The sequence below is a fragment of the Marinomonas gallaica genome, from assembly GCF_001639745.1.
GTDB lineage: Bacteria > Pseudomonadota > Gammaproteobacteria > Pseudomonadales > Marinomonadaceae > Marinomonas > Marinomonas gallaica.
Window position 1 is genome coordinate 262,512 of the sequence record NZ_LTAX01000003.1, and the last position, 25,436, is coordinate 287,947.

22 protein-coding genes and 2 tRNA genes are annotated in these 25,436 nt (G+C 43.8%); 6 read left to right on the forward strand and 18 right to left on the reverse strand.

The features are described from left to right. Positions 1-35: 35 nt before the first annotated feature. A complete protein-coding gene (locus AYW76_RS05170; protein WP_067216674.1) occupies positions 36-626 on the reverse strand; it encodes a DUF1287 domain-containing protein in 591 nt (196 codons plus the stop codon). A gap of 321 nt (positions 627-947) precedes the next feature. Between AYW76_RS05170 and AYW76_RS05175 the strand changes: the two genes are divergently transcribed. After that, positions 948-2,414: a DASS family sodium-coupled anion symporter gene (locus AYW76_RS05175; RefSeq protein ID WP_067216678.1), complete on the forward strand. Its 1,467-nt coding sequence runs from the start codon at positions 948-950 to the stop codon at positions 2,412-2,414. Between the two features lie 98 nt (positions 2,415-2,512). Here AYW76_RS05175 and AYW76_RS05180 read toward each other — a convergent pair whose 3' ends face one another. The 3 genes from AYW76_RS05180 to AYW76_RS05190 all read right to left on the reverse strand — a co-directional run bounded on the left by AYW76_RS05180 (position 2,513) and on the right by AYW76_RS05190 (position 4,324). After that, positions 2,513-3,208, reverse strand: a complete 696-nt coding sequence (locus AYW76_RS05180; RefSeq protein WP_067216681.1) for a phosphoglycolate phosphatase — start codon at positions 3,206-3,208, stop codon at positions 2,513-2,515. A 66-nt stretch (positions 3,209-3,274) separates the two neighbouring features. After that, positions 3,275-3,943 (reverse strand): SDR family oxidoreductase, encoded by a 669-nt coding sequence (locus AYW76_RS05185; protein ID WP_067216685.1) that lies wholly within the window; start codon positions 3,941-3,943, stop codon positions 3,275-3,277. Positions 3,944-4,093: 150 nt separating this feature from the next. Next, the gene (locus AYW76_RS05190) at positions 4,094-4,324 is read right to left on the reverse strand and encodes a DUF2789 domain-containing protein (RefSeq protein ID WP_067032219.1); all 231 of its coding nucleotides are present in this window, start codon (positions 4,322-4,324) and stop codon (positions 4,094-4,096) included. A 210-nt stretch (positions 4,325-4,534) separates the two neighbouring features. On the opposite strand from AYW76_RS05190, the gene AYW76_RS05195 reads away from it, so the two are divergent. The 3 genes from AYW76_RS05195 to AYW76_RS05205 all read left to right on the forward strand — a co-directional run bounded on the left by AYW76_RS05195 (position 4,535) and on the right by AYW76_RS05205 (position 8,718). Further along, a complete protein-coding gene (locus AYW76_RS05195) occupies positions 4,535-6,568 on the forward strand; it encodes a methyl-accepting chemotaxis protein (RefSeq protein ID WP_067216688.1) in 2,034 nt (677 codons plus the stop codon). A gap of 372 nt (positions 6,569-6,940) precedes the next feature. Continuing rightward, complete coding sequence (locus tag AYW76_RS05200) at positions 6,941-8,161, forward strand: phosphoribosyltransferase family protein (RefSeq protein WP_067216690.1); 1,221 nt, start codon at positions 6,941-6,943, stop codon at positions 8,159-8,161. 242 nt (positions 8,162-8,403) lie between these two features. After that, the gene (locus tag AYW76_RS05205; RefSeq protein ID WP_067216692.1) at positions 8,404-8,718 is read left to right on the forward strand and encodes a DUF1840 domain-containing protein; all 315 of its coding nucleotides are present in this window, start codon (positions 8,404-8,406) and stop codon (positions 8,716-8,718) included. Between the two features lie 121 nt (positions 8,719-8,839). On the opposite strand, the gene AYW76_RS05210 is transcribed toward AYW76_RS05205, so the two are convergent. Both AYW76_RS05210 and AYW76_RS05215 read right to left on the reverse strand, forming a co-directional pair. After that, the gene (locus AYW76_RS05210) at positions 8,840-9,310 is read right to left on the reverse strand and encodes a helix-turn-helix transcriptional regulator (RefSeq protein WP_082866110.1); all 471 of its coding nucleotides are present in this window, start codon (positions 9,308-9,310) and stop codon (positions 8,840-8,842) included. A gap of 97 nt (positions 9,311-9,407) precedes the next feature. Continuing rightward, a complete protein-coding gene (locus AYW76_RS05215; protein ID WP_067216694.1) occupies positions 9,408-9,821 on the reverse strand; it encodes a hypothetical protein in 414 nt (137 codons plus the stop codon). A 139-nt stretch (positions 9,822-9,960) separates the two neighbouring features. On the opposite strand from AYW76_RS05215, the gene AYW76_RS05220 reads away from it, so the two are divergent. Then, on the forward strand, positions 9,961-12,423 hold the full coding sequence (locus AYW76_RS05220; protein WP_082866111.1) for an EAL domain-containing protein: 2,463 nt from the start codon (positions 9,961-9,963) through the stop codon (positions 12,421-12,423). A gap of 834 nt (positions 12,424-13,257) precedes the next feature. Continuing rightward, positions 13,258-14,376, forward strand: a complete 1,119-nt coding sequence (locus tag AYW76_RS05225) for a BCCT family transporter (RefSeq protein ID WP_231872553.1) — start codon at positions 13,258-13,260, stop codon at positions 14,374-14,376. 73 nt (positions 14,377-14,449) lie between these two features. Here the strand turns inward: AYW76_RS05225 and AYW76_RS05230 are convergent, their stop codons facing one another. The 12 genes from AYW76_RS05230 to tpiA all read right to left on the reverse strand — a co-directional run bounded on the left by AYW76_RS05230 (position 14,450) and on the right by tpiA (position 25,428). Next, on the reverse strand, positions 14,450-14,980 hold the full coding sequence (locus AYW76_RS05230) for a hypothetical protein (RefSeq protein ID WP_067216702.1): 531 nt from the start codon (positions 14,978-14,980) through the stop codon (positions 14,450-14,452). 406 nt (positions 14,981-15,386) lie between these two features. Continuing rightward, positions 15,387-17,498: a polyribonucleotide nucleotidyltransferase gene (pnp, locus tag AYW76_RS05235; RefSeq protein ID WP_067032249.1), complete on the reverse strand. Its 2,112-nt coding sequence runs from the start codon at positions 17,496-17,498 to the stop codon at positions 15,387-15,389. Between the two features lie 166 nt (positions 17,499-17,664). After that, on the reverse strand, positions 17,665-17,934 hold the full coding sequence (gene rpsO, locus AYW76_RS05240) for a 30S ribosomal protein S15 (protein ID WP_067032253.1): 270 nt from the start codon (positions 17,932-17,934) through the stop codon (positions 17,665-17,667). A gap of 86 nt (positions 17,935-18,020) precedes the next feature. After that, positions 18,021-18,950 carry a tRNA pseudouridine(55) synthase TruB gene (gene truB, locus AYW76_RS05245; RefSeq protein WP_082866112.1) on the reverse strand — a complete coding sequence of 310 codons (930 nt, stop codon included), beginning with the start codon at positions 18,948-18,950 and terminating at the stop codon, positions 18,021-18,023. A gap of 9 nt (positions 18,951-18,959) precedes the next feature. Next, complete coding sequence (gene rbfA, locus AYW76_RS05250) at positions 18,960-19,343, reverse strand: 30S ribosome-binding factor RbfA (protein WP_067032259.1); 384 nt, start codon at positions 19,341-19,343, stop codon at positions 18,960-18,962. 12 nt (positions 19,344-19,355) lie between these two features. Continuing rightward, positions 19,356-21,929, reverse strand: a complete 2,574-nt coding sequence (gene infB, locus AYW76_RS05255; RefSeq protein ID WP_067216709.1) for a translation initiation factor IF-2 — start codon at positions 21,927-21,929, stop codon at positions 19,356-19,358. 25 nt (positions 21,930-21,954) lie between these two features. Next, a complete protein-coding gene (gene nusA / locus AYW76_RS05260) occupies positions 21,955-23,445 on the reverse strand; it encodes a transcription termination factor NusA (RefSeq protein WP_067216712.1) in 1,491 nt (496 codons plus the stop codon). 30 nt (positions 23,446-23,475) lie between these two features. After that, positions 23,476-23,937: a ribosome maturation factor RimP gene (gene rimP / locus AYW76_RS05265; RefSeq protein WP_067032266.1), complete on the reverse strand. Its 462-nt coding sequence runs from the start codon at positions 23,935-23,937 to the stop codon at positions 23,476-23,478. A 153-nt stretch (positions 23,938-24,090) separates the two neighbouring features. Beyond that, a tRNA-Met gene (locus AYW76_RS05270) sits at positions 24,091-24,167 on the reverse strand. Positions 24,168-24,214: 47 nt separating this feature from the next. Further along, a tRNA-Leu gene (locus AYW76_RS05275) sits at positions 24,215-24,300 on the reverse strand. Between the two features lie 19 nt (positions 24,301-24,319). Further along, the gene (gene secG, locus AYW76_RS05280) at positions 24,320-24,679 is read right to left on the reverse strand and encodes a preprotein translocase subunit SecG (protein ID WP_067032268.1); all 360 of its coding nucleotides are present in this window, start codon (positions 24,677-24,679) and stop codon (positions 24,320-24,322) included. A gap of 5 nt (positions 24,680-24,684) precedes the next feature. Continuing rightward, the gene (tpiA, locus tag AYW76_RS05285) at positions 24,685-25,428 is read right to left on the reverse strand and encodes a triose-phosphate isomerase (protein ID WP_067216715.1); all 744 of its coding nucleotides are present in this window, start codon (positions 25,426-25,428) and stop codon (positions 24,685-24,687) included. Positions 25,429-25,436: the final 8 nt, after the last annotated feature.

The following is a 25,436-nucleotide window of genomic DNA, read 5'->3' on the forward strand; positions in this document are numbered from 1 at the left end:
GGGTTGCATGCCATGAACCAGATACACGACGGCGTTCACTTTGGCAGATAGCGATAATGACCCGTAATTGGGTAATCAAACAGCATATCCTCAAGTTCTGGCCCATAACCAATATTATGAACCATTAATGGCCGTTCTTGGTCTTTTGACCAGAGATCTGAAACGATGCCAATGTGTGGCTTATTGCCTGGAAGCATCCATGTGACAATATCTCCTGATTGATACTGAGCCCCCTGCTCATAAATAGGCAACTCACTACCATGACGACTGAAAAATGTTTGTAGGTTCGGGACACGCCGGTGATCAATATTAGCGTCGGGGCGCTTTAGTCCCCAAATTCTATTCGACGGATAGAGTGAAAAGTTAGCCGTCATATCCTCGTGCACCCGCTCTTGAAGATCTATCCCCAACGCTCGATAGCTGCGAATAATTACATCAGTGCATACGCCAAAATGCGCAGGAACATCGCCATTGGGGTAATCCAGTTTATAATAACTGCCATGATAAATGACATAATGCTTTGTGCGTTCTTTCGCGGCGTCGGAAAGAGTCACAATATCGGGTTGATCAGCAAACGAGTAAGTTGTTGCACATAGCATGAAAAAGAGTGCGTTAAAGCGTCTCATATTAATCCCTTAAAGCCCTTTCTGTTCTGAATCCATCATTAATAGAGAGGTCCATGCTGACATTCAATCTCTCCATCTCAACATTACACTAACCTGACTTTTCAGACAGACAAACATGACATATAACACTGTCGATTGGCCCTAACCTCATAGCCCCATCACATGCGCGTTATCACACAAGAATGCCACAGCACTGGCGTGTGACACTCTTGATCATAAATTATACTTATATGATTTAGATCATCACTCTCTGAGCATAGACGCCCTATGCTATGCACCAGTCTTATCACACACAGAAGCGCTGAACACTAAGGAGAGAACATGAAAGCGGGTGGAGTAAACGTTGTTCCCGGAATTTTATCGGTCGTTTTAACCTTAGGACTTTGGTTTGTCGTCCCCATTCCTGATGGCGTTTCAGTTAATGCTTGGCATTTATTGGCGTTATTTGTCGGCACCATCGCGGCCATTATTGGTAAGGTCATGCCCATTGGCGCTATAGCGATTTTAGCCATTACGCTAGTAGCTTTAACCGGTGTAACCAATGATTCCCCATCCGGTGCCATTAAAGATGCATTAAGCGGCTTCTCTAACTCGCTCATCTGGCTCATTGGTATCGCAATTGTCATTTCTCGGGGGTTATCAAAAACAGGGCTCGGTAACCGTGTAGGTTATTATTTTATTGCGCTTTTTGGCAAAAAAACCATTGGTGTAGGCTACGCACTGGCTTTGTCAGAACTCATAATTGCCCCGGTAACGCCCAGTAACACGGCTCGTGGTGGTGGTGTTATTCACCCTATCATGAAGTCTATTGCCAACAGCTTTGGCTCCTCACCCGAAGCGGGCACCTCTCGTAAGATCGGCCATTATCTGGCACTGGTAAACTATCATATTAACCCTATCACATCGGCTATGTTCATTACCGCCACGGCGCCTAACCCATTGATTGTCAAGTTTATTGCAGACGCCACAGGTGCCGACATCAGTATTACATGGGGAACCTGGGCGCTCGCCGCGTTATTGCCTGGTTTAGTATGTATCGCGTTGGTTCCGCTGGTGGTATACGCCATCTACCCGCCTGAAATTAAAAACACACCTGACGCAAAAACCTACGCTCAATCAAAATTAACCGAAATGGGCGTCATGAGTTACGGTGAGAAAGTAATGGTATTCGTGTTTACACTACTATTATTACTGTGGGCAGGTGTACCGGCCCTTTTGTTTGGTGATGACTTTATCGTCAACACCACCGCAGTCGCTTTTTTAGGATTGTCCATTTTGCTTGTCACCGGGGTGCTCAGTTGGGAAGATGTGCTCAAAGAAAAGTCCGCATGGGACACAGTGGTATGGTTTTCGGCTTTAGTGATGATGGCGACCTTTCTTAACAAGCTTGGATTGGTCAACTGGTTCTCTTCAGTCGTAGAAAACAACATTGAGCATTTTGGCTTTGATTGGCCTATTTCTGTGATGATTCTAGTCGCCATTTACTTCTATGCGCATTACTTTTTTGCCAGTACCACCGCACACATTACCGCGATGTTTGCAGCCTTCTACGCGGCCGGATTAGCGCTTGGGGCACCACCACTCTATTTAGGGTTGCTGCTTGCCGGCGCGTCGTCACTGATGATGTCTTTAACACATTATGCTACAGGTACCTCGCCAATCATCTTTGGCTCTGGTTATGTGTCGATGGAAGACTGGTGGCTCATGGGCTTTATTATGAGTCTAGTTAATTTGACCATTTGGGGCTGCGTCGGTGGACTCTGGTGGAAACTCTTGGGGTTTTGGTAATAAAACACATTGTTTAGCGCATTTGAATAGCGCCATATTTAAGCTCATACAACGGAAAAAGCTCGGCCGTTTGACCAAGCTTTTTCGTTTTATCATTCTTAAGCAGGCTCTTGAATCCCCTTTAGAACCGACAATAATCCCTTAAAATCACTGAAAAGATGATTGGGTTGATGGACGGCTAAATCTTCATCGTAGTTATAGCCATAAGTTAAGCCAATACTGTCCATGTTGGCGGCTTTAGCAGCCAGAATATCATTTTTAGAATCACCAATCATGACGCATTGATCGACCGATACCTCAAACCATTTGCACGCAGTATACAGTGGCAATGGGTGAGGTTTTCGCTCTGCAAGCGAATCGCCCCCTAAAATGAGCTCAAAGATCCCTGATAAACCTAACCCATCTAATATTGGTGCAACAAACTTTTCCGGCTTGTTGGTAATAATGCCTAAGCGATAGCCCTGTGCTTTAAGAGCCAGCAAAGTGTCTTTCACATTCCCATACAGCTTAGACTTATCACACACACACTTCGCATAAAAGTCTAAGAATACCGCCAACGCGTTATCCACCAATGTCTGAAGCAATTCGGGATCGACGTCTTTATCACCACTTAAGGCACGTAAAATCAACATCAATGCACCGTTGCCAACCCAATTACGAACTGTCGCTTCAGGAAAAGGCTCTCGACCTAAATGAATAAGCGTTTGGTTAACCGCAGCGGCTAAATCGGGCGCACTGTCTACCAGCGTGCCGTCCAAATCAAATAACAATACTTGTTTATCTTCTAAAATCACGCTAGCTCTCTACGATTGAATACGCTGACAAATAAAAAGGGATGCAAAAGAGCCCTTTCGTCCTATTTACCAAGGTAACACTTCACCATTGGAATGCCAAAAAGTCCCCGAGTTCTCAAGTGTTAGTTCTTCGATACGTTGTGCCAAACGCTCCGCAGCTTGATCGGGTGTAATATCACCGAAACCACCGATCATTTGTGTGCCGACTAAGCCAGGATGCAAAATTGCCACCGCGACACCATGCGGTTTTAAGTCGTGTGATAAAGACATGCCAGCAATATTAAGAGCGGCTTTTGACATGCGGTAGCCATAGCGGCTACCGCTGGTATTGTCTGTCACAGACCCCATACGACTGGTAATCAATGCCAGTTTCGCACGCGCACTAAACTGTCCCATCAATGCTTCAGTCACGGCCAATGGCGCCAAAGCATTTGTCTCAAACTGACGCCGCACCGAGGCTTTATCAATGGAACCCAATTTTTCGTTTTCCAAGATACCCGCATTGTTAATCAACACATCAATTTCGACGCCATCTAAGGCTTCAACCAGGTGTGCAATACCCGATTCTTGTGTGACATCAACGCCATCAATCACCGTGACGCCCAATGCCTTTAACTCGGCACTGGCATTGCGACAGGCCGCATAAACATGATAGCCACGCGACTGATAAAGCCCCGCAAAAGACAAACCAATACCGCGACTGGCTCCCGTAATGACGACATTTTTAGCAGACATAAAATTACTCGTTATTTAAAATGGATAGGCGTTATCTGGGGGCAATAAAAGGAAGATCAAAGTAAAAGTTTGGTCCAATAAAGCACAGCGTAGGACTGCGCCTACGCTGTGCTTTATCTTGAAAGTCATATGCCGAATTAGTAAGGCTGGTTAACGCATCATCAAATCAAGTTCATCGACGACTTCAGCCCAATCCGCATCTTCGTCTTTCATTTGCTTAAGCATTTGAGCTTGAGACTCAGACCACATTGGCGCTTGCCAAAGAAGCACACCTTGTGGAATAGAATCATTCTCAGAAACAAAAGCTTCAATTCCCTGCTCTGAACTATCTAATCCTAACTGATCAAACAACGCTTTTAACGAATGTTCGTGAGTTTCCATGTTCGCCTCCAAAAAATTGTTTTTCGTTCGAAAATCGCTCATTTTATAGCCTATAAGATTAAAAGCTCAGAGGCTATGGTTTCTTAGAAAGAAACGCCTACAAAGAAATTGATCAAATCAACTGTCTATTTTTTGCACACTTCGTATTCCTATCCTAAGCTAAGTTTTAACCAGCTTTTATATCAACACTCGCAAGCAAAGGATCTGATCATGCGTCTACATTCTATTCGAGTAAAAGTTATGCTTCCCATCGTATGCTTAGCATTAGTTCTAGTAGGATTATTCGGGTTTATGATGCTAATAAGCTCCTTCCAATCAAACGCAATGAGAACCCAAGCGGAACATTACTTCGAAGCCATATCAGAGGTTCTAAATGCCGATAGAGATCTATACCAAGCTCGACTAGCCCAAGAAAAACTCATCACGGGCGAAGGGGATATTTCTCAAAATAAAGCGACATTTTCTGAAAATGCACAACAAGTTTTTGATCGTTTTCAACTTTATCGAAACTACTTAAAAGATGAGCCTAAGGAGCTGGTTGAGCCATTTAGTCATTTTGATCAGCTGTATCAAGAATGGATCAATCGAAGTAAAAATTTAAGCTTCGCCAGTGATTCGCTAAAAAAACGCTCTGACATTGTCCTTGAAATTGAGCAGCAGTTTTCAGTACTTCGAGCGATACTGGATGATGCAGGCGAGACGCTCAGACAACACACTCGAGACTCAGCAGATGACACAACACAAGCAAAGCTTGAAAGGCATTTAGAAGCCATATCTGCAGTCTTAAATGCCGATCGAGATCTGTACCAAGCACGGTTAGCTTTTGAACACAGTCGCAATGGCTTGGTTCCTTACAGTGAAGCGAGTAAAAACTTTCACACTAACGCGGCACAAGTCATCGAACACTTTAATGAGTATCGTATCTATTTAAAAAGCGAACCCAAACTAATCAATAAATACTTAAACTTTGATATGAAATTTAATGATTGGTATCAGAACAGCTCAGACTATATAGCAAATCACGTAAATTCTACCTCATTGATCAACTCTTCAGAGTTTTCAGAAGTCGAAGATAGCTTCATTGCAATACGGAAGATTCTGGATAATGCTGGGGCGAAAGTACAAAACTACTCTCGTCAAATGGAGAAAAATACTAACCAGCAACTTGCTAATTACCAGTCCATTGCAATTGTTGTCATTAGCATTGCCTTCATTTCAGCTTTGATATTTGGCTACATTGTGCCGCTTCGTTTGACTCGTAACATCCAAAACATCAGTGAACGTATTCGAGAAATCGCAGAAGGCGATGGCGATCTGACTCAGCGTATTCGATCTTCTTCTAAGGATGAACTCGGCGACCTAGCGCATGAATTTGATGGTTTTGTTGAAAGCCTACAGAAGATGATCATCAATATAAGTGAGCAATCACATTCTCTAGGTTCAATGACCACACATTTAAAATCGGCTTCTGACCAAACAGAAGATATCGTCAACGCTTTAGTATCGTCGTCAGAGTTTATTGTGAGTGCTGGCCACGAAATGAATATGTCGAACCAAGAAATGTCGAGTATTGCGAGCAATGCAGCTAAAGAAGCGACCGATTCGAATCGATTAACAGAGCAAGGCACCAAAGCCGTTCATGCTTCACAACACGCTGTTTCGACGCTCGTAAAAGAAATTAAACAAGCATTAGCTCACTCAGACGAGCTGGAGAAAAACTCAGAATCCATATCTTCCGTACTAGAAGTTATTCGCAATATTGCGGAACAAACCAATCTTTTAGCGCTTAATGCAGCAATAGAGGCCGCACGTGCTGGCGAACAAGGAAGAGGTTTTGCCGTTGTTGCCGATGAAGTGCGCACCCTAGCCACACGAACCCAAGACAGCACTAATGAAATCGAAACCATGATTGCGCAACTTAAACGAAGTGTTAAAGCATCGTCCCAATCGACTCAGAATAGCCGCGACAATGCACTCGCTACCTCTGAAAATTTCGACAAGGTCATCAGCATTTTTGAGTCCTTGCATGTTTCTTTTACCAAAGTAGAAACGATGGCGGCTCAAACAGCCCAAGCCACCCAAGAACAATCTCAAGTGGCCAATAACATCAATGAAAGTTTGGTCTCATTAAAAGACCAAACCGACGCAGTACAAGAGGTTTCAAACACGATCAATCATCAGTCAAAAAATATATCTCAGCTTTATCAAGCTCTGCAAAATCATGTCGGCAGCTTTAAAGTGTAAGCTTTGTTCTTGCTTATGAAGTTTATGGGGTTGGCTACTGACAATGATTAACATAGCGAGTCCCTATTCAGAGTCGCCTTTTCAAGCAATGCTGTATTCAAGCATGCTATTTTCGACTGACTGCAACAATATGGACTAAATTCGATGGGCAAAGTTGACCAACTTAAGAAGGCATTCATACCTTAGTTGGCCTCTTTTTCCTGTTTCACACATCACTAAAACGGGGCAATACGCCCAATGAAAGTGCGATATCTTGTTAAGTAGACCCATATTGAGATATTTGTTGTCATTAAAGCGACTGACCGCCTATTACTTAACGCCCATACATATTAAAATTGCTCGCAGCTTTACTCTTCTCGTTAAGGATCTTTAATGACTTTGTCTACCAGCTACCCAAGCAACGTCGTCGTTGTTAGCAACTCTTCTGATAACCCTTTTGCCATTGATGTCGCCTATGCAATGGGCCAACATGAAGACATCGCTGATATCATCAGTATGAAGCACTTTATGAACTCCGAGTTCTGCCCTCGCTTCATTTCTGACGAAGCCGACTTCGATAACATCGGACGCAAGCTAAAAGGTAAATCAGTCATCATTGTCAGCACGACCAGCCATGTGCAGAGCCGCCAAGAGCTTGCCATGACAAACTTCATCATTGCCCGTGCAGCCAAAGAAAACGGCGCCGAGCGTGTGATTCTCGTAGAACCCGATCTATTCTACAGCGCACAAGACCGTGGCCCTGATAAAAACCTTGGTAAGACAAGCTTTGAGCGTGATGTGAAAGACATCAAAAAGTTTGATGGACAGCCGTTCACCGCTAAACTTTATGCTCAAATGTTAAAGTTCTCTGGCGTTGATACCGTCATGACGATCCACAACCACTCAGATTCTGTTCAGCATATCTTCAATGAAGTGTTTGATGGTGACTTCCACAACCTGATTCCATACGAAATCTACGCCCACTATCTACTGAACTCAGATATTTTAAGCTACGGCGAAGATGGCGAAGGTCTAGTATTGTGTGCGCCAGATAAAGGTGCCCGTGACTTCGTTAAGCAAATGTACAACACGCTTGGTTTGACGAAAGCGAAATTCATTATGCTCGATAAAGAGCGTACAGCAGAACGCAAAGTTGAAATCACGCTGCACAAAGAAAGTGAGAATACATTTGAAGGCCTAGACGGTGCCAGCATCGTACTGTTTGATGATATGGTTCGCACCGGCTCAACCATCATCAAGTCTTGCCAATTCTTGAAGCAAATCAACCCAGAGCGCATGGTCTTTGCCGTGTCACACTTCTACGCCAGCAATGAAGGCCGTGAACGTATGGCGCACCCTGCACTGGGTGAAATTTTAACATTGAACACTCTCCCTACGATCTTGAACCGTGATGAACAGGGTCGCCTACGTAAGAAAATCGTCGTGTTGAAAGTAGAAAAATGGCTCGCTCAAGAACTGTGCAATATTCTGGGTCTACCGCAAGCGCACGAACAAAATCCTTACAAGATCGACATGTCGTCTAAGAATCCGCGTTTTAAACGTAAAATCTGGCACAGCGAAGAGCTAGAAGAACTTAACAAGCTCGGTAAGTAGTCAAATAAAGCCAGTCTTAGACTGGCTTTATTGTTTCTAGAAGATGTTCAAAGACTAAGCCTTTGACTCCAACAATACTCTGAGTGACGTAGGAAACAGTAATCGTAGCTTTTAGGTGATCGTTTTTACCAAGGTACTTCGAGAAAAACACTTCCCAGACCAATGACAGTCAGCGCCATGGGAAATAACCAACTATCTTTGAGTTGCTACTTAAGCAAACCAACGAACTATGAGGCTAGATTATGTTAATGACTTTCCAGTGCAACGCATCCGCCGACATTACAATGTTTGGCTCAGTAGGACTGAAAATGGTAACGATGATGGGACAACCTGAAACTAATTCAGGTGCGATTAAAGCAGACAATATTCCACATGCTCTGGAGCAGCTAAAAGCCGCCGTCACGCGTGAAAAAGAAAATGACCAACCAATGCAATCGAATGACAATGCTGAGCAAGACGAACCCACTGTAAGCCTAGCAACCCGTGCCGTCCCCTTGATCGAGATGCTCAACGCTGCGATTCAGGAAGATTGCCCAATCATGTGGCAGTGCCAATAACCACTTCCCCCTTGAAGAAGTACTGTCCATTGAAACCATAAAATCCCGTCTTAGACGGGATTTTATGGTTGTCATTTGGCTCTATTAACCGTTCTAAAGCCAAGCTTCCATTTCAAACTGTTTATAATGTTTTAAGCTTTACGTGGATTTCCATTTCAAGATGCATCACCTCGTTAGTGACACGAGCAGGATACAAATCTGAAGGGCTAAACTCTTTTCTATACTTGCTAGAAATTTTTCCAATCTTGCTATTCTTAATTTTGTCAGGGTTCCGTATCTCAGACGGACTGAAGCCAAAGTGACGTTTTACTGCTTTTGAAAAATTGGCTGTTGACGAAAAGCCGTTTTCTAAAGCGATCTGCGTAACCGATAATTCAGTTCTAAAGATCAATAAATTGACCGCGCACTCAAGTCTGCGTCTAACGATGTAATCATTGACCGTTTCACCAACCATACCGGTAAAAATCCGATGAAAGTGATAGTCGGAAAAGTGGCTCACACTTGCAACGTCGGCCTGCGAAATTTTATTCGCAAGATTGCTTTCAATGTATTGAATTGCTCGATCGATACGAGCTTTGTATTTTTTATTCATATTAGACACATAGACGAATGAAAATCTAGCTCGCGCTTAAGTTCGTCATCAATGGACACAGCAGTATAATCACTTCGCTGATTTGAGTAGAAACTCATTAGTATGTCTCTGATATATTGTACTTTTTCATGAATGCACTGGAACTGAAGCACCCAATAAGACTTCCTGAAGCGATGGAAAATGCAACAATAAAAATAATCGCTTTTGAAACATCTCCTACGAAGATGTTACCGCCAAATAAATACGCCATTACTGACAACGCGAAGACTAAAAAAGTATATTTATTCACAAGGAAAAACCATGGTATTTCAAAAGCCCAAAGCTCGCTTCGACCTTGAAACGTAGATAAGCCTCCAAATACATACAGTACTGAACCAGCAACAGCCAACAGCAATACGACGCAAACGTAAGGAAAGAAAGCCTTACCTTCCAGCAGAACGTAGCCCATACGCAACGTAAAAGAGAAAGCCGCTACCCATAAAAGAATCACTGGCCCAATTATTAGTCCCATGCACCCTCTCCAACTTTAATGTCCTTTAAAATAGACTCTATTTTCATCCTCCCTCACTTCTTTGTCTAGATGTGCCTCTTTTTTGACGTATGCTAGATACGATATACACTTACTGTACCAAGCATTCAGGGCATCACGGATGAAGATTGTTCTCTTTTGTCTCACTCTTATAATTATGTCGATCAAGGCATACGGTATAGACAGGTCTGATATAAATGGCGCGTATCTTAACGAGCCCTTGCCCACATGGATTGAAAACGAGCCCATTTCACCTACGGAAGCATTGAAGCAAGTCTATTTAACTGAGCATTATCCTACTAGTGGGTTCTCAGATAACGCTTACTGGAATAAATTGACATTCCCAGCCTCTGGACACAGTAATGCTACAACGTACTACCTTAAAGCCAGTAACTTTATGATCGATGAGCTTAATTTTTATCTGTTCCACGGAACGAGCTTAGTAAAGCAGTGGGCAAGGGGCGATCGTCAGACTTGGAATGACAATGAAACTTACGAAGGTATTTGGATTCCCATTACCTTGGACGCCAGTAAAAAGACCAGTTTACTGATTCGCCGTAGTAGCAGTGGCCCTATTTTATTGCCCATTGCACTGTATGATCAGAGCGTGATCTATCAAGCCAAAAAACAGCAAAACACTCTGTGGGTCATGTCGCTGACCGCGTTAGTCTTGTTGCTTGGCTACAACATTCTGATCTATCTACTGACTCGTGAGCGATCGTTTTTCTATTACGTATTATTCAATGCTGGATTGATTTTGTCTCTCGGATTTGTCTTAGGGTTTAGCCGCTACTTAGTGCCAAATGATCGGGTACATGAGTGGCTTTCGGTGAATATTTTAACGCTGCACTCAATACTGCTTTGGACCGTGTGCCGTTTTAGCCTCAGCTTCCTTAATATTGAAAAGCACCACCCTTTCTTCTGGACTCATCGCTTTAAAATGGATGCAATTTTTGCCGCTTTAATCGTGATCAGTGGTTTGCTTGAAGAAAATAAAATGGCGCCGATTTTTCTAGCTATGCAAATAGCTGGCTCTGCATTGTGTACTTACTGGGCATTTTATACAAAATCCGTTCATACCTTAGCAACACGTCTGTACTTGTTTTCGTGGAGTATTTTTATCTTAGGTGCGCTGACTGGCTCCCTCATTTATTGGGAACTGATGCCCTACAACAGTTGGACAGAATACGCGTTTTTATTGTCGTCCCTTTGTCAGTTACTAGGGTTTTCGTTTGCCTACAGCGCTCGCATTAGACAGCTCAACGAAGACCGACACTTTACGAACTTAACCGATTCGTTAACGGGGCTTCCAAATCGCCAGTTCTTACTGACTGAGATGCAAACTTTACGCCCCGTATTGGACAATGAAGACGACGCTGATTGCCTTGTCTTAATTGTATTGGCTGGACATCACTCTTTGATCCAAGCTGTTGGGCCAGCCAAAGCCGATATTGCCGTCAAAAAAATGTTTATTAACATTAACCATGCACTCATGCGTTTGCATGCAGTACAGAGTATGCCTTGGCTAGAGAACACCAGAGTCAGATTTATTCGAGCCAGCACTAGTAATGGCGTTTTTGTCACTACACGTAAAAACGTTGATCGAATATTGTCTAAATTAATGCCGACTTTAGAGCAACATCTATCAATTGAAGGACTAGAATTTTCTTATCCAACTAATATTGGAGTCGCCTATTTTTCAGAAAGCGCAAACACGATTGAGAAGCTGTATCAAAATGCCCAATTGGCAGCCGAGGTGAATCAACATAGTCATGATGATTGGAGTACGTTTAACAAACAAATGAAGTCCGATCATAAATACCATCTGCATGTTCTATCACTACTCAACAGAGATCTGAAAAATGGCCAACTGAGCTTTGTACTACAGCCGCAAGTAAACCTAAATGATCAACGTATCATAGGTGCGGAAGTATTATTGCGCTGGCACTGTAAAGAGCTGGGTAACGTCTCCCCCGCGCTATTTATACCACTAGCAGAAAAGACAGGGCTGATTGTTAAAATCACTCAATATGTTTTTAATACAGTTTTTTCATGGATGAGTAAGAACCCGAATGTCGTCAAAGACCGTAGTGTATCCATCAATATATCCGCGAAAGATTTACTGCAACCCGGCTTTTGCGACAAAATTATTGAGTTGAAACAGCGCTACAAAACCCCAGCACATCAAGTACTACTTGAGGTAACTGAAACCGCAATCTTTGATGACAGTAGTGTTTTTAAAGCAAACTTATCACGTCTAAAAGAACATGGATTTAACTTCTCGATCGATGACTTTGGTACTGGCTACAGCTCCATGCTCAATGTTATTTCATTGTCACCTGTTGAGATAAAACTTGACCGGATGTTTGTTAGCTCGATTGATACCTGCAACATAAACCATATTTTGAGCGACTGCATCATCAACCTTTGTCATAAAACCCAAGCCCAAAGTATTGCAGAAGGCATTGAAACATACGAAGAAATGCTGACAGTAAAAACGCTCAACTGCCAAATTGGTCAAGGTTACTACTTCTACAAACCTATGACTCCCGAGGACTACTTAGTTACATTAGAGAAGAATTGATAAGGAGATTGAGCTGATTCGGCACTTACCAAATGAAATTTTCAGCGTCAGGCATTATCTAACGCCGCCCAAAAAAAGAAAAAAAACGACAACTTCATTCCTAAAAGCGACATCAAAAAACAATAAAACTAGGCTCCATCAACGCCATATACATGCGTTATTACAAGCCTCTTACTGAGTAATAAACAGACTATTTTAAACCTATCTGACAGTAGGAAGAAAAGCGTTGCTATTGTAAAAAAGCGATTAAAAATACTTATTTATGAGTAAAAACTTCTACACAGGCTTTCCTATAGACCAATCAGATTCATCTATTCTTTACATATCTTCTGGCCTAAAAATTTCTCTCTAGAGCGCACGCTACAATCATCGCATCAAGAGCACCTCCATCTTTCATATCATTGAAATACTGCATCACTTCTCATATTATTTTTTTTAATTAAACGTTTAATTAAAAATAAAAAACAAAAAACACTAACGCACTGAAAAAGATCTTGTGGATAAAAATTGATCCGCACGAGCATCAAATTACATGTAAGAAAAGAGAGCATGTAGCGTTATACTGATCTGGAGAGATTCAATGCTAGCCAAAAAATATGATCGCACTACCCTCAATATAAGCGATAACAGGTATTTTCTAACTGAGCCATTCAGTGCAAACAAACCTAATCTAAATCACAATGAGGCACTGGGTTCAGTCTTACTCAGTCAGACTACCAAAAGCGTGGTGACGCTATGAATATTCTTTTATCGTCAGGACTAATCTTCTCTTTCATCGCTATAGCGGTAATTTTATTCAAATGGTGGAATGTAAAGTGCGTCGGAGTAACGCCAGTGCGCACTCTTACATTTATCGCGATCCTGTTCACATCAGGATTGGATGTAGGTCTAATAATGTTTCCACTAACCGAATTTAGCGGCTACGCAAACCTTGTTGAAGGTCCAGAATACAGCTTTGCCAACCCTTTAGCGATTGAGTTTGGTTTTTGGGCTTTCTTGATATGGGGCTTTTATTTCCTTACCTGTTTCTACTTCTGCATCATCGAGCCGCACGTTAAATTTTTCGAAATCCCTTTAGTAAAACTGATCAATAACATCGTGATTATAGGAACCTGTGCATTCACAGCATGCCTACTACTGATTAACTTACCTTGGTATTTACCACAGATTGGTGATGGTGAGTCAGTGGTATCTGCCTTCTACCTAATTGTACTCGCATCTATCGCTCTTGCAGTCTATTCAAGCAGCAGCATGAAACTTCTCCGATTACTTAGCTTAGGTTCCAGTATTCTTTTTATCGGACTGATCGCTATTATGTGGTACCGAGCTTTCATGACGGACAACGGTTTTCCTGCGGATTTCTTAAATAAGGCCAGCTTGATCGGAGAATACTTCACCAATATTCACCAGTTCATGTTGCCACTTAACGACTACCATGCCTTTTATCTATTCTGGTGGTTTTCTTGGAGTATCATGATTGGTCAATTCACGGCACGTTTCGTCAGTGGAATCCGCACTTGGCAGCTACTGCTAGCAATGGTGGCACTTCCATCTATCGCAATTGGTATCTGGTTCGCTATTCTTTACCACTACCACATTGAAGGCATACAGATTGCAGGCTTTATCAATGACTTAATGATCATTGTTGGGATCTTGATGGTGGTAAACTCGCTGGACTCGCTGATTCGTCTATATAGCGACAACCTTAACCTAACCGTAGAACGCTTTGGATTAATCCCTTATATCATTGGTAACCTCGTTGTGATGTGCGGCCTTACGCTATTATTCCAACTCGATTTTCTACGTATAGAATGGGTCGGTGCTTTAGTAATTGGACTTTACTTCAGCTGTTTTGGTTACATCATGCTGAAAAAGCGTACCGAAGTTGCCAGTATTGAATGCCCTAGTAAGAAAAATGCTTTCGAGTTTAATCAAGTTGATGCAGCCAGCTAGGAGATAGGAACTGGGTCTCAGATGAATGAAAGTCATATGTTCATCTGAGTCCTCTCTTGATTAGTTTGCAAGATCAAATGATTTCAGAAAGGTAGGCTTTAAATTGATCAGCAAGCTCGTCAAAGCTATCCATTGTCCCAGCATGCCTATTTAGATTACCAGCATCTACACTGTGCGTTTGATAATGTATCACGACAGTTTCTAACTCATCATCCACCGTATTTTGCAACAAGGCCATATAGATTCCTTGGTTTGCTGAATTCTTATAAGAGATGTAAAAATCGATATACTTCTTACCAGAAATCATATCACCACCAGCTTTCACACCATTTTTTAGTTTATTACCAACTAAATCAAATTCCTTCGCCAGCTCATTATAAAAAGCAGCTAACTTCTCACTTGCGACAGAGCCTTTCGCACCAAAGATACGCTTTGCAGCTCTTGGAAAACGGACTCTAGTATTTTTCTCAATCGCCTCTATTAGCAACTCTTTCTCTAATTCATCCAAACCTTTCTTAGCAATCGCATTGTTATAGAGATTGATTAATTGTTTCTCAGTGTATTTGTCTTCTTGGATATTTTTTATTAGGTCTTTGATTTCCATATTCTTACTGCTTATATAAATGTAAACATTGTGATTGGTTAAATTTTTAATTAGTAAAGTTTAAGCGAAAGTAACGACAAAAACTGTCGTTTGATGCCCTAAGGGAGCTTTTAGGGTCAGATGAAAATTAACCCTATTAGACCATTCTTCCAGCAAGACTATTACCCTATTAGCTCTCACTCCTACGTTTGACTTACGCTGACGTTCGATGCTGAAGCACAAGCCGAGACTGACGCAAGCAAATTGAATTGCATAGGATAAAGGTTGAGAGGCCCAAGCTTGAGAACTAGCGACTTCTGCGATTTACTTCAAGGTGCGAGCTATATCCACGATGGAATCGGGTCATACAGGCAATAAAAAAGGAGCACCGAGGTGCTCCTTTTAGAGAGTTAACTAAAAGTTAAGATTAACCAGCTACAAAGCCGGCTTTTTCTTCTTCAGTGACTTCTTTGATAGATAGCTTGATACGGCCGCGTGCGTCTACGTCTAAGACTTTAACGATTACGTCTTGGCCTTCTTGTAGTACGTCAGCCACTGCGCGGATACGCTCTTCAGCGATCTGAGAGATGTGTACTAGACCATCTTTACCAGGAAGGATGTTCACGAATGCACCGAATTCCGCTAGACGAACTACTTTACCTTGGTAAAGCTTGTCGATCTCAGCTTCTGCAGTGATTTCATGAATACGTAGCATTGCCGCATCAGAAGCAGACTTATCAGGTGCGTAGATACGTACAGTACCGTCGTCGTCAAGATCGATAGAAGCGCCAGTTTCTTCAGTAATAGAACGGATGGTTGCACCGCCTTTACCGATTACTTCACGAATTTTCTCTGGATCAATTTTGAATGTCGCCATAGAAGGTGCATTCGGAGAAACTTCTGGACGAGCGTAGCCGATCACTTCCGCCATTTCACGTAGGATGTGCTTACGTGCTTCCATCGCTTGAGATAGCGCGATGTCCATGATTTCTTCGTTGATACCTTCGATCTTGATATCCATTTGAAGCGCTGTGATACCTTCTTCAGTACCCGCTACTTTAAAGTCCATGTCACCTAGGTGGTCTTCGTCACCTAGAATGTCTGTTAGAACTGCAAAGCCGTCGTCTTCTTTGATAAGACCCATTGCGATACCCGCAACCGGTGCTTTAAGAGGAACACCCGCATCCATCATAGACAGAGACGCGCCACATACAGACGCCATTGAGCTTGAACCGTTAGATTCAGTGATCTCAGATACCACGCGGATGGTGTATGGAAATTCGTCTTCAGACGGAAGAACCGCTTGAACACCACGACGTGCTAAACGGCCGTGACCGATTTCACGACGGCCAACACCGCCCATACGACCACACTCACCTACAGAGTAAGGAGGGAAGTTGTAATGCAGCATAAAGCTGTCTTTTGATTCGCCTGCAAGACCGTCAGCGATCTGTGCGTCACGGCTTGTACCTAGTGTACAAGTCGCAATGGCTTGTGTTTCACCACGTGTAAACAAAGCTGAGCCGTGAGTTTTCTTCAACATGCCCACTTCAACGTTGATGCCACGAACCGTTTTATTGTCACGGCCGTCAATACGTGGTTTACCGTCGATTACGCGACGACGAACGATGTTTTTCTCAAGTTTAGAGAAGACACCTGTTACATCTGATTCAGAGTATGGGCCTTCTTCAGAAACAAGCTGAGCGATTGCTTTTTCACGCACTTCACCAAGTTTGGTGTAACGCGCCAATTTCTCAGAAATACCGTAGGCTTCTTCAATTTGATCCGCGTAGCCAAGTTTAACCGCGTCAACTAGATCAGCGTTTGCTTGTTCAGCAGACCATTCCCAACGAGGCTTACCAGCCTCTGCGGCGAAGTCATTGATCACAGAGATCGCTGTTTGCATTTCTTTGTGTGCGTAAAGTACCGCGCCAAGCATTTCGTCTTCAGTCAGTTCTTGTGCTTCAGACTCAACCATTAGGACAGCATCTTTTGTACCCGCAACAACCATGTCTAGTAGAGACTCAGAAAGCTCAGAGTTAGACGGGTTTAGTACGTAGCCAGTTTCATCACTGAAACCAACACGTGCACAACCGATTGGGCCATTGAATGGGATGCCAGAGATCGTTAGCGCTGCTGATGTTGCAAGCATTGCTGCGATGTCAGCGTCCAGATCAGTGTTAGTCGACATAACCGTACAAACTACTTGAACTTCGTTCATGTAGCCTTTTGGGAAAAGTGGACGGATTGGACGGTCGATCAAACGAGACGTTAGCGTCTCTTTTTCTGAAGGACGGCCTTCACGCTTAAGGAAACCACCTGGGATTTTACCTACTGCGTAAGTACGTTCTTGATAATGTACTGAAAGAGGGAAAAAGTCTTGACCTGGTTTAGCCGTTTTAGAGCCAACCACGGTTGCAAGCACTTGCGCATCACCCATTGTACATAGAACAGCACCTGTCGCTTGACGTGCAATGCGACCTGTTTCTAGTGTGACTTCTTGATTTCCGTATTGAAACGTTTTTGTCGTAATACTCACTCGTATTCCTTAACTTATTTTTTGTAACTTTCTCTCAAAGACGTTCTTTGTTAGCCAGTACTCAAATGCATTCTTGCAGAGATAAAAAATACATTTGAAGTACAGGCTGTCTCTTGAGAGGCCTATAAGAAAAAAGGGCCATAGATTCTATGGCCCTTCTTCAGTCTTAGCGACGTAGACCTAGCTTTTTGATTAGGCTAGTGTAACGCGCTGCGTCTTTACGCTTAAGGTAATCCAACAACTTACGACGTTGGTTTACCATGCGGATAAGACCGCGACGAGAATGGTGGTCGCCTTTGTGAGACTTGAAGTGACCTTGTAAACCTTCGATGTTCTTAGTTAGCAATGCAACTTGAACTTCTGGTGAACCTGTGTCGCCTTCTTTAGTTTGAAACTCAGCAACCAATGCTGCTTTTGATTCTGCAGACAATGCCATAATCTTAATCTCCAATGTAATATGCTATTAAAAATCCAGGGTGGCCGAGCATATTTTCAGTCACTCTAGTAGCGAGGATTATAGCACTAATTCTTGGCTAACTCACTCGTATTTACCAGTCGTTGAGGCTTAATTTTGCCATTTTTAATGACCCCTAAGCCCATGAAAGCACGCGTGCCTTCAACGTATAAACGCAGCAACTGATCTTCGTCAAAACCACGGCTGTTGTCCAACAGTCTACCGAAGACTATATCTTTCGATTCTTGCAAAGACATGACGATCTCCGGTAAATGCAAAACGGCCGTGTCTGAGCCCATTAAGTTCTGATCAAGAACGTCTTCGCCCTGCTCTGCCAATGCCTCAAACTCTTCGATGCTCAGCATGTCTGCCGGATCATAATCCGCCGTTGACACACGATGAAGGGCTTTCAAATGCGCACCACAGCCCATCGCCTCTCCGATGTCTTCACCAATGGTTCTAATGTAGGTGCCTTTCGAACAGCTAATATCCAGCGTCAGAGTATTCTCTGTGCGCTCTAATACTGCTAGATTCGAAATGTGGACCTTACGGCGCTTACGCTCTATGGTAATTCCTTGACGAGCATACTCGTACAATGGCTTGCCTTCGTGCTTTAACGCAGAATACATGGGTGGGACTTGTTCGATGTCACCACGGAACTGATTAAGCAAACTTTCCAATTCATCATCGGTCAGTTGCGGCACAGGTTCGTTGCTTAAAACATCGCCTTCTTTGTCGCCGGTGGTTGTGCGTATCCCCAGTTCAATACAGGTGATATAGCGTTTATCGGCATCAAGCAGGAATTGGGAGAACTTGGTCGCTTCACCTAAACAAAGAGGAAGCATGCCAGTAGCAAGAGGATCAAGAGCCCCCGTGTGCCCAGCCTTAGCGGCACGGAACACACGACGGACTTTTTGTAGCGCTTGATTAGAACTCAGACCCAGAGGTTTGTTTAGTAGCACGACGCCATCGATGGCGCGCCATTGCGTTTTACCCATGGTAATCGCTTACTCTTCTGAATCTTTATTCTGGTCATTACGGACCGCTTCTTCGATCAAAGCAGACATACGTGCGCCGTTCACTACACTGTTATCGTAGTGGAAACGTAGATGTGGCATCACACGTAGTTTTACTTCTTTCGCTAAGCGATGACGTAAAAAGCTTTTTGCACTGTCCAAAGCCGTTTGGTTTTCTGCCAAACGCTCTGCATTGTCATCCAAACCTAGCACTGTGTAGTAAATATCAGCGTAGCCCAAGTCTTTAGCGACTCGGACTTCGTTGATGGTTACTATGCCAAGGCGTGGATCTTTCACTTCAAACTGTATAAGGGATGCCAGCTCTTTTTGGAGCTGGTCACCGATACGACTAGTACGACTGAATTCGCCTGCCATTATGTATCCCTATTAAAGTGTACGAGCGACTTCGATGGTCTTGAAGACCTCGATCTTATCGCCTTCTTTCACGTCGTTGTAGTTCTTCACGCCGATACCACATTCAATGCCTTGACGAACTTCGTTAACAGCATCTTTGTAGCGACGTAGCGACTCAAGCTCACCTTCGTAAATTACTACGTTGTCGCGTAGTACACGGATGCTTTCGTTACGGAAAACCGTACCTTCAAGTACCATACAGCCGGCCACAAGACCGAACTTAGGTGAACGGAAGACGTCACGTACTTCAGCAGTACCGACAATATCTTCGCGAAGATCAGGAGACAACATGCCAGATAGAGCCGCTTTCACATCATCGATGATGTTGTAGATGACGCTGTAGTAACGTAGGTCTACGCTTTCACGATCGATAAGTTGCTTAGCCGAGCTGTCCGCACGAACGTTGAAACCAAAGATTACCGCTTCAGATGCCAATGCTAGCGTCGCATCCGTTTCAGTAATACCACCTACACCGCTCGAGATGATGTTCACTTTTACTTCATCAGTGCTTAGATCGTTCAACGATTTAATCAAAGCTTCTAATGAACCGCGAACGTCTGCTTTCAATACGATGTTCAGAGTACCGACTTCGTCTGCACCCATTCCTGAGAATAGGTTTTCAAGCTTAGCAGAGTGCTGACGTGCGAAGCGTACTTCACGGTATTTACCTTGACGGAAGTTAGCCACTTCACGCGCTTTACGCTCATCAGCAACAACGATGAATTCTTCACCCGATTCTGGTGTACCGTCTAGACCTAAGATCTCTACAGGAATAGATGGGCCCGCAGACATTACCGCCTTACCGTTCTCATCCAACAACGCACGTACACGACCCATTTGTAGGCCAGCCAATACGATGTCGCCTTTCTTAAGCGTACCATTTTGTACCAGTACCGTTGCAACCGAACCACGGCCACGATCAAGACGAGATTCAACCACCACACCACGACCCGGCGCACTTGGTACAGCCGTAAGCTCTAGTACTTCTGCTTGAAGCAATACTGCTTCTAGAAGTGCGTCGATACCTTCACCAGACTTAGCGGAAACGCCTACGAATTGGATGTCACCACCCCATTCTTCTGGTACCACTTCTTGTGCTACCAATTCGTTTTTCACTTTGTCAATGTCTGCGCCTTCTTTGTCGATCTTGGTCATCGCCACAACCATTGGCACACCGGCAGCACGAGAATGCTGAATCGCTTCAATGGTTTGAGGCATAACGCCGTCGTCTGCCGCACACACTAGGATAACGATATCTGTCGCTTGAGCACCACGTGCACGCATAGACGTAAACGCCGCGTGTCCAGGTGTATCAAGGAAACTTACCATACCGTGGTCCGTTTCTACGTGGTAAGCACCAATGTGCTGTGTAATACCACCAGACTCTGCAGCCGCTACGCGTGTTGTACGAATGTAGTCAAGTAGCGATGTTTTACCATGGTCTACGTGGCCCATTACCGTAACAACAGGTGCGCGTTTGATCGCTTCACCTTCGTAATCAATCGCTTCTAGCATGTCATTTTCGACAGCATTTTCATCGATAAATTTCGCTTTGTGGCCCATTTCTTCAACCACAAGTGTCGCAGTATCACGGTCAATTGTTTGGTTAATGGTTGCCATAGCACCCATTTTGAACATTACCTTAATCACCTCTGCTGCTTTAATTGCCATTTTATCGGCCAATTCAGCAACAGTAATGCTTTCAGGAAGTGCTACTTCGTGAATCATTGGAGCGGTCGGTTTTTGGAAACCGTGCTCTTGTTTTGAAGGTCTCTTAAGCTTGCGCTTACCGCCGCGACGAGAAAATTCATCGTCATCATTCAAAGAAATACGACCGCTACGCTTAGAGTCTGGCTGACGGCCACGAGCTTTTTCTTTATCACGAGCAGGTGCCGCAGCTTTCTTACCTTTCGGTGCTGGTGCACTTGGCTTAGATTCGCCAGGCGCTTGAGAAACCTTACGATTGGTTTTGGTCTCTTTCGAATTTTCCACGAGTTTATCCGCTCCCATATCGGAGTCGTTTGGCTCCGCTTGCTTTGTTGCTCGTTGTTCTGCATTACGTTCTGTATTTAGACGTTCCGCTTCTTTACGAGCTTGTTCTTCAGCTTCAGCTTTTGCTTTGGCTGCCTGTTCGGCTTCAAGTTTAGCTGCTTCTTCGCGAGCTTTCTCAGCCTCTATACGTGCTTGTTCTTCTGCTGCGCGCTGCTCTGCAAGCAATTCTTGCTCGCGTGTCAACGCATCATCAGCATCCGGACGTTTTACGTAGGTGCGCTTTTTCTTTACAGCAACATTTACTGTTTTGCCACCACCACCAGCAGACAATGTGCTTTTGGTGCGACGCTGTAAAGTGATGCGTTGCTCACCTTCCGTCTCACCTGCATCGCCATGCTGACGTTTAAGATAGTTTAACAGTATTTGCTTCTCAACATCAGATACTTCTTGGTCAACACTCTTATGAGGCAAACCAGCATCTTTCATCTGAGTTAATAATTTCTCGACTGGCGTATTTACCAGTTCGGATAGTATCTTAACGGTTTGAACTGTCATTAAGTTCCCCCTTTTTACTCAGATTTCATTCAGATTCAGCAAACCATGGCGCACGCGCTGTCAGTATCAATGTCGCTGCACGTTTTTCATCCATTCCATCAATTTCGATTAATTCATCAACTGACTGTTCTGCCAAATCTTCCATCGTAACTACGCCTTTCGACGCTAGAACCAAAGCAAGGTGATTATCCATACCTTCCATTTCAAGCAGGTCTTGAGCAGGTTTTGCACTGTCTAGCTGCTCTTCTTCTTGTAGCGCTTGGTTCAATAGCGTTTCTTTAGCACGTGTACGCAACTCGTTTACTAAATCTTCATCAAATCCGTCGATGTCTAACATCTCTTCCATAGGCACATATGCAATCTCTTCAACAGATGCAAAGCCTTCTTCCGCTAGCTGAATCGCTAGGTCATCATCAATGTCCAAAGCAGACACAAACAGATCAATCAGCTTTTGTGATTCTTCTTGTTGTTTCGCTTCAGCATCTTCAGCAGTCATTACATTCAAAGTCCAGCCTGTCAAAGCTGACGCTAGGCGAACGTTTTGACCATTACGACCAATCGCTTGAGCAAGATTGTCACTCTTAACCGCTACATCCATAGCGTGTGAGTCTTCATCAATAACGATTGAGTCAACTTCTGCAGGTGCCATCGCATTGATTACTAATTGTGCTGGGTTGTCATCCCAAAGCACAATATCAACACGCTCACCGTTCATTTCGTTAGAAACCGCTTGCACACGTGCGCCACGCATGCCGACACAGGCACCGATCGGGTCAATACGACGATCGCTTGTTTTCACAGCGATTTTTGCACGAAGGCCAGGATCACGAGCCGCGCCACGGATGTCGATCACTTCTTCAGAGATCTCAGGCACTTCCAAACGGAATAACTCAACCATGTACTCAGGTGCCGTACGTGAAAGTACTAACTGAGAACCACGGTTGTCTTCACGAATTTCTAATAACAACGCACGAATACGATCGTTTAAACGGAACGTTTCGCGATTGATTAAATGTTCTTTTGGTAAAGACGCTTCCGCGTTCTCACCCAAATCAATAATCAGACTGTCACGAGTGACTTTCTTAACTTGACCATGAACAAGCTTGCCCACTTTGTCGCTGTACTGAGCCACCATTTTCGCACGCTCTGCTTCACGTACTTTTTGCACGATCACTTGCTTAGCAGTTTGTGCCGCGATACGGCCGAACGCTTCAGATTCGATTTCTTCTTCAAAAATTTCGCCAGCACCCAATGCCAGGCCCATTTCTTCCATATCATCAGTCGTCAATTCAGAATCTGGAGTAGAGTAATCTTCATCTACTACGATGTCCCATTGACGGTATGTTTTGTAATCACCAGTACGTTGGTCAATCGATACACGTACTTTGGCTTCGCCTTCAAAACGTCGTTTTGCAGCGCTTGCTAGTGCAGTTTCTACGGCCTCAAAAATCACCTGTTTAGGCACATCTTTTTCGTTGGATACCGCTTCTACTACCAAAAGAATTTCTTTGCTCATCCTTTTAGCCTCTCTCAAAGGTTGAATAAATTAAAACTGAGGAACTATGTTTGCTTTTTCAATCAACTCGATTGGCAGCAAGTACTCTTCGTTATCTACGAGCAGCACTACTTCATCACCTTCAATACTGGTGAGCTGACCTTTAAATTTGCGGCGACCATCAAACGGCACACGCAAGCGTAATGACACAACAGAACCAAGAAAACGTTGGTACTGGCTGAGTTCAAATAATGGGCGATCTAGACCTGGTGATGAAACCTCAAGGTTGTATTCGCCGGAAATAGGGTCTTCTACATCCATAATCGCACTTACTTGACGACTAACCGATGCACAAGCCTCCACATCAATACCTTCTTCGGAGTCTGTTTCAATGAAAACACGTAGAACAGAATCCTTGCCGTGAGATAGGTATTCGAGCCCCCAAAATTCAAAGCCTAAACCTTCAACAACGGGCCTGATAAGCTCTTCTAATTGTGTGAACTTAGTAGACAAATGACTTCTCCGATAAAAAGCGTAGAAACAAAAAACGGGCTCAAGGCCCATTTAACTGCAGTTCAGATAGCAAAAAACCCCATATAGGGGCCATCCAAACTATAAGATCTTCTCAGACCTTAATCTTACTATGTAACCATAATAAGACTAGGTTGGTTGCGGGAGCCGGATTCGAACCGACGACCTTCGGGTTATGAGCCCGACGAGCTACCAGACTGCTCCATCCCGCGACAACGAGAATACATTCTACTACAGGAATGCGTTACTCTTCAAGAAATGGTGCCGATGGCCGGACTCGAACCGGCACAGCCGTAGGCCACTACCCCCTCAAGATAGCGTGTCTACCAATTCCACCACATCGGCATAATCGTAGAGTAGATAATTAATCTACTGTAGGAATATCTTGACCACCTGTAGATTCTGCCGCGCTATCAAGCTCTGGCATTTCCACAGTTTCTTCAACTTGTGATGCTGTAGGAACGTATTCCAAACCACCACCAACTGTTTTGGCTTGCTCGCTAGCGAAAAACGCTAGACCAAAGCTCGTCAAAAAGAACACAACGGCAAACAGTGCAGTTAGTTTACCAAAGAAGCTACCGCCACCTTGACTACCAAATACAGTTTGAGAAGAGCCACCACCAAAGGAAGCACCTGCATCAGCACCTTTACCTTGCTGTATTAACACCAACCCGATAATAGCAACGGCCGCTAATACATGAACAACTAAAACTAAAGCTTCCATTTAATTTACTTCGCAGATTCTATAATCGAATTAAATTCTGTAGCATCCAGCGATGCACCGCCTATTAGCGCGCCATCGATGTCAGCCTGAGCAAATAGCTCAGCGCTGTTAGATGCTTTAACACTGCCACCGTATAAAATCGCAACTTTCTCTGCAACTTTTGAGGAACGTTTAGCAATGTTATCTCGAATACCTTTATGTACTTCTTGAGCTTGTTCAGAAGAAGCAGATTTGCCGGTACCAATCGCCCAAACAGGCTCGTACGCAATCACCACTTTTTCAAACAACTCAATGCCGATCTCTTCCAACACAGCATCCACTTGAGCGTTACAGACCGTTAAGGTTGTTCCCGCTTCGCGTTGCTCCAGTGTTTCACCAACACATAATATTGGCGCTAGACCCGCTTCTAGTGTCGAGGCTACTTTCCTCGCCACTTGAGCATCACTTTCTGCGAACAGAGAACGACGCTCGGAGTGCCCCAAAATAACATGAGACACAGAGAAATCTTTCAGCATTGATAAGCTGACTTCCCCAGTGAACGCACCTTTTGCAAATTCTGATACATTTTGCGCAGCCAACATAACCTCTGATCCAGTCAGAGATTGGGCTACCAAAGGCAAATATACATAGCTCGGTGCAACCACTACATCAACGGCATCATTGGCTTGAATACTTTCAACCAGTTCAACAACCGACTCTACTGAGCCATTCATTTTCCAGTTACCAGCGACTATCTTGCGACGTGTCATAGCGATAC

What these genes read in the sequence shown, in the direction of transcription:
- AYW76_RS05170 (WP_067216674.1), bottom strand. Translation starts at nt 626, where the DNA reads ATGAGACGCTTTAACGCACTCTTTTTCATGCTATGTGCAACAACTTAC.
- AYW76_RS05175 (WP_067216678.1), top strand. Translation starts at nt 948, where the DNA reads ATGAAAGCGGGTGGAGTAAACGTTGTTCCCGGAATTTTATCGGTCGTT.
- AYW76_RS05185 (WP_067216685.1), bottom strand. Translation starts at nt 3,943, where the DNA reads ATGTCTGCTAAAAATGTCGTCATTACGGGAGCCAGTCGCGGTATTGGT.
- AYW76_RS05190 (WP_067032219.1), bottom strand. Translation starts at nt 4,324, where the DNA reads ATGGAAACTCACGAACATTCGTTAAAAGCGTTGTTTGATCAGTTAGGA.
- AYW76_RS05195 (WP_067216688.1), top strand. Translation starts at nt 4,535, where the DNA reads ATGCGTCTACATTCTATTCGAGTAAAAGTTATGCTTCCCATCGTATGC.
- AYW76_RS05200 (WP_067216690.1), top strand. Translation starts at nt 6,941, where the DNA reads ATGACTTTGTCTACCAGCTACCCAAGCAACGTCGTCGTTGTTAGCAAC.
- AYW76_RS05205 (WP_067216692.1), top strand. Translation starts at nt 8,404, where the DNA reads ATGTTAATGACTTTCCAGTGCAACGCATCCGCCGACATTACAATGTTT.
- AYW76_RS05210 (WP_082866110.1), bottom strand. Translation starts at nt 9,310, where the DNA reads ATGAATAAAAAATACAAAGCTCGTATCGATCGAGCAATTCAATACATT.
- AYW76_RS05215 (WP_067216694.1), bottom strand. Translation starts at nt 9,821, where the DNA reads ATGGGACTAATAATTGGGCCAGTGATTCTTTTATGGGTAGCGGCTTTC.
- AYW76_RS05220 (WP_082866111.1), top strand. Translation starts at nt 9,961, where the DNA reads ATGAAGATTGTTCTCTTTTGTCTCACTCTTATAATTATGTCGATCAAG.
- AYW76_RS05230 (WP_067216702.1), bottom strand. Translation starts at nt 14,980, where the DNA reads ATGGAAATCAAAGACCTAATAAAAAATATCCAAGAAGACAAATACACT.
- rpsO (WP_067032253.1), bottom strand. Translation starts at nt 17,934, where the DNA reads ATGGCATTGTCTGCAGAATCAAAAGCAGCATTGGTTGCTGAGTTTCAA.
- truB (WP_082866112.1), bottom strand. Translation starts at nt 18,950, where the DNA reads ATGGGTAAAACGCAATGGCGCGCCATCGATGGCGTCGTGCTACTAAAC.
- rbfA (WP_067032259.1), bottom strand. Translation starts at nt 19,343, where the DNA reads ATGGCAGGCGAATTCAGTCGTACTAGTCGTATCGGTGACCAGCTCCAA.
- infB (WP_067216709.1), bottom strand. Translation starts at nt 21,929, where the DNA reads ATGACAGTTCAAACCGTTAAGATACTATCCGAACTGGTAAATACGCCA.
- nusA (WP_067216712.1), bottom strand. Translation starts at nt 23,445, where the DNA reads ATGAGCAAAGAAATTCTTTTGGTAGTAGAAGCGGTATCCAACGAAAAA.
- secG (WP_067032268.1), bottom strand. Translation starts at nt 24,679, where the DNA reads ATGGAAGCTTTAGTTTTAGTTGTTCATGTATTAGCGGCCGTTGCTATT.
- tpiA (WP_067216715.1), bottom strand. Translation starts at nt 25,428, where the DNA reads ATGACACGTCGCAAGATAGTCGCTGGTAACTGGAAAATGAATGGCTCA.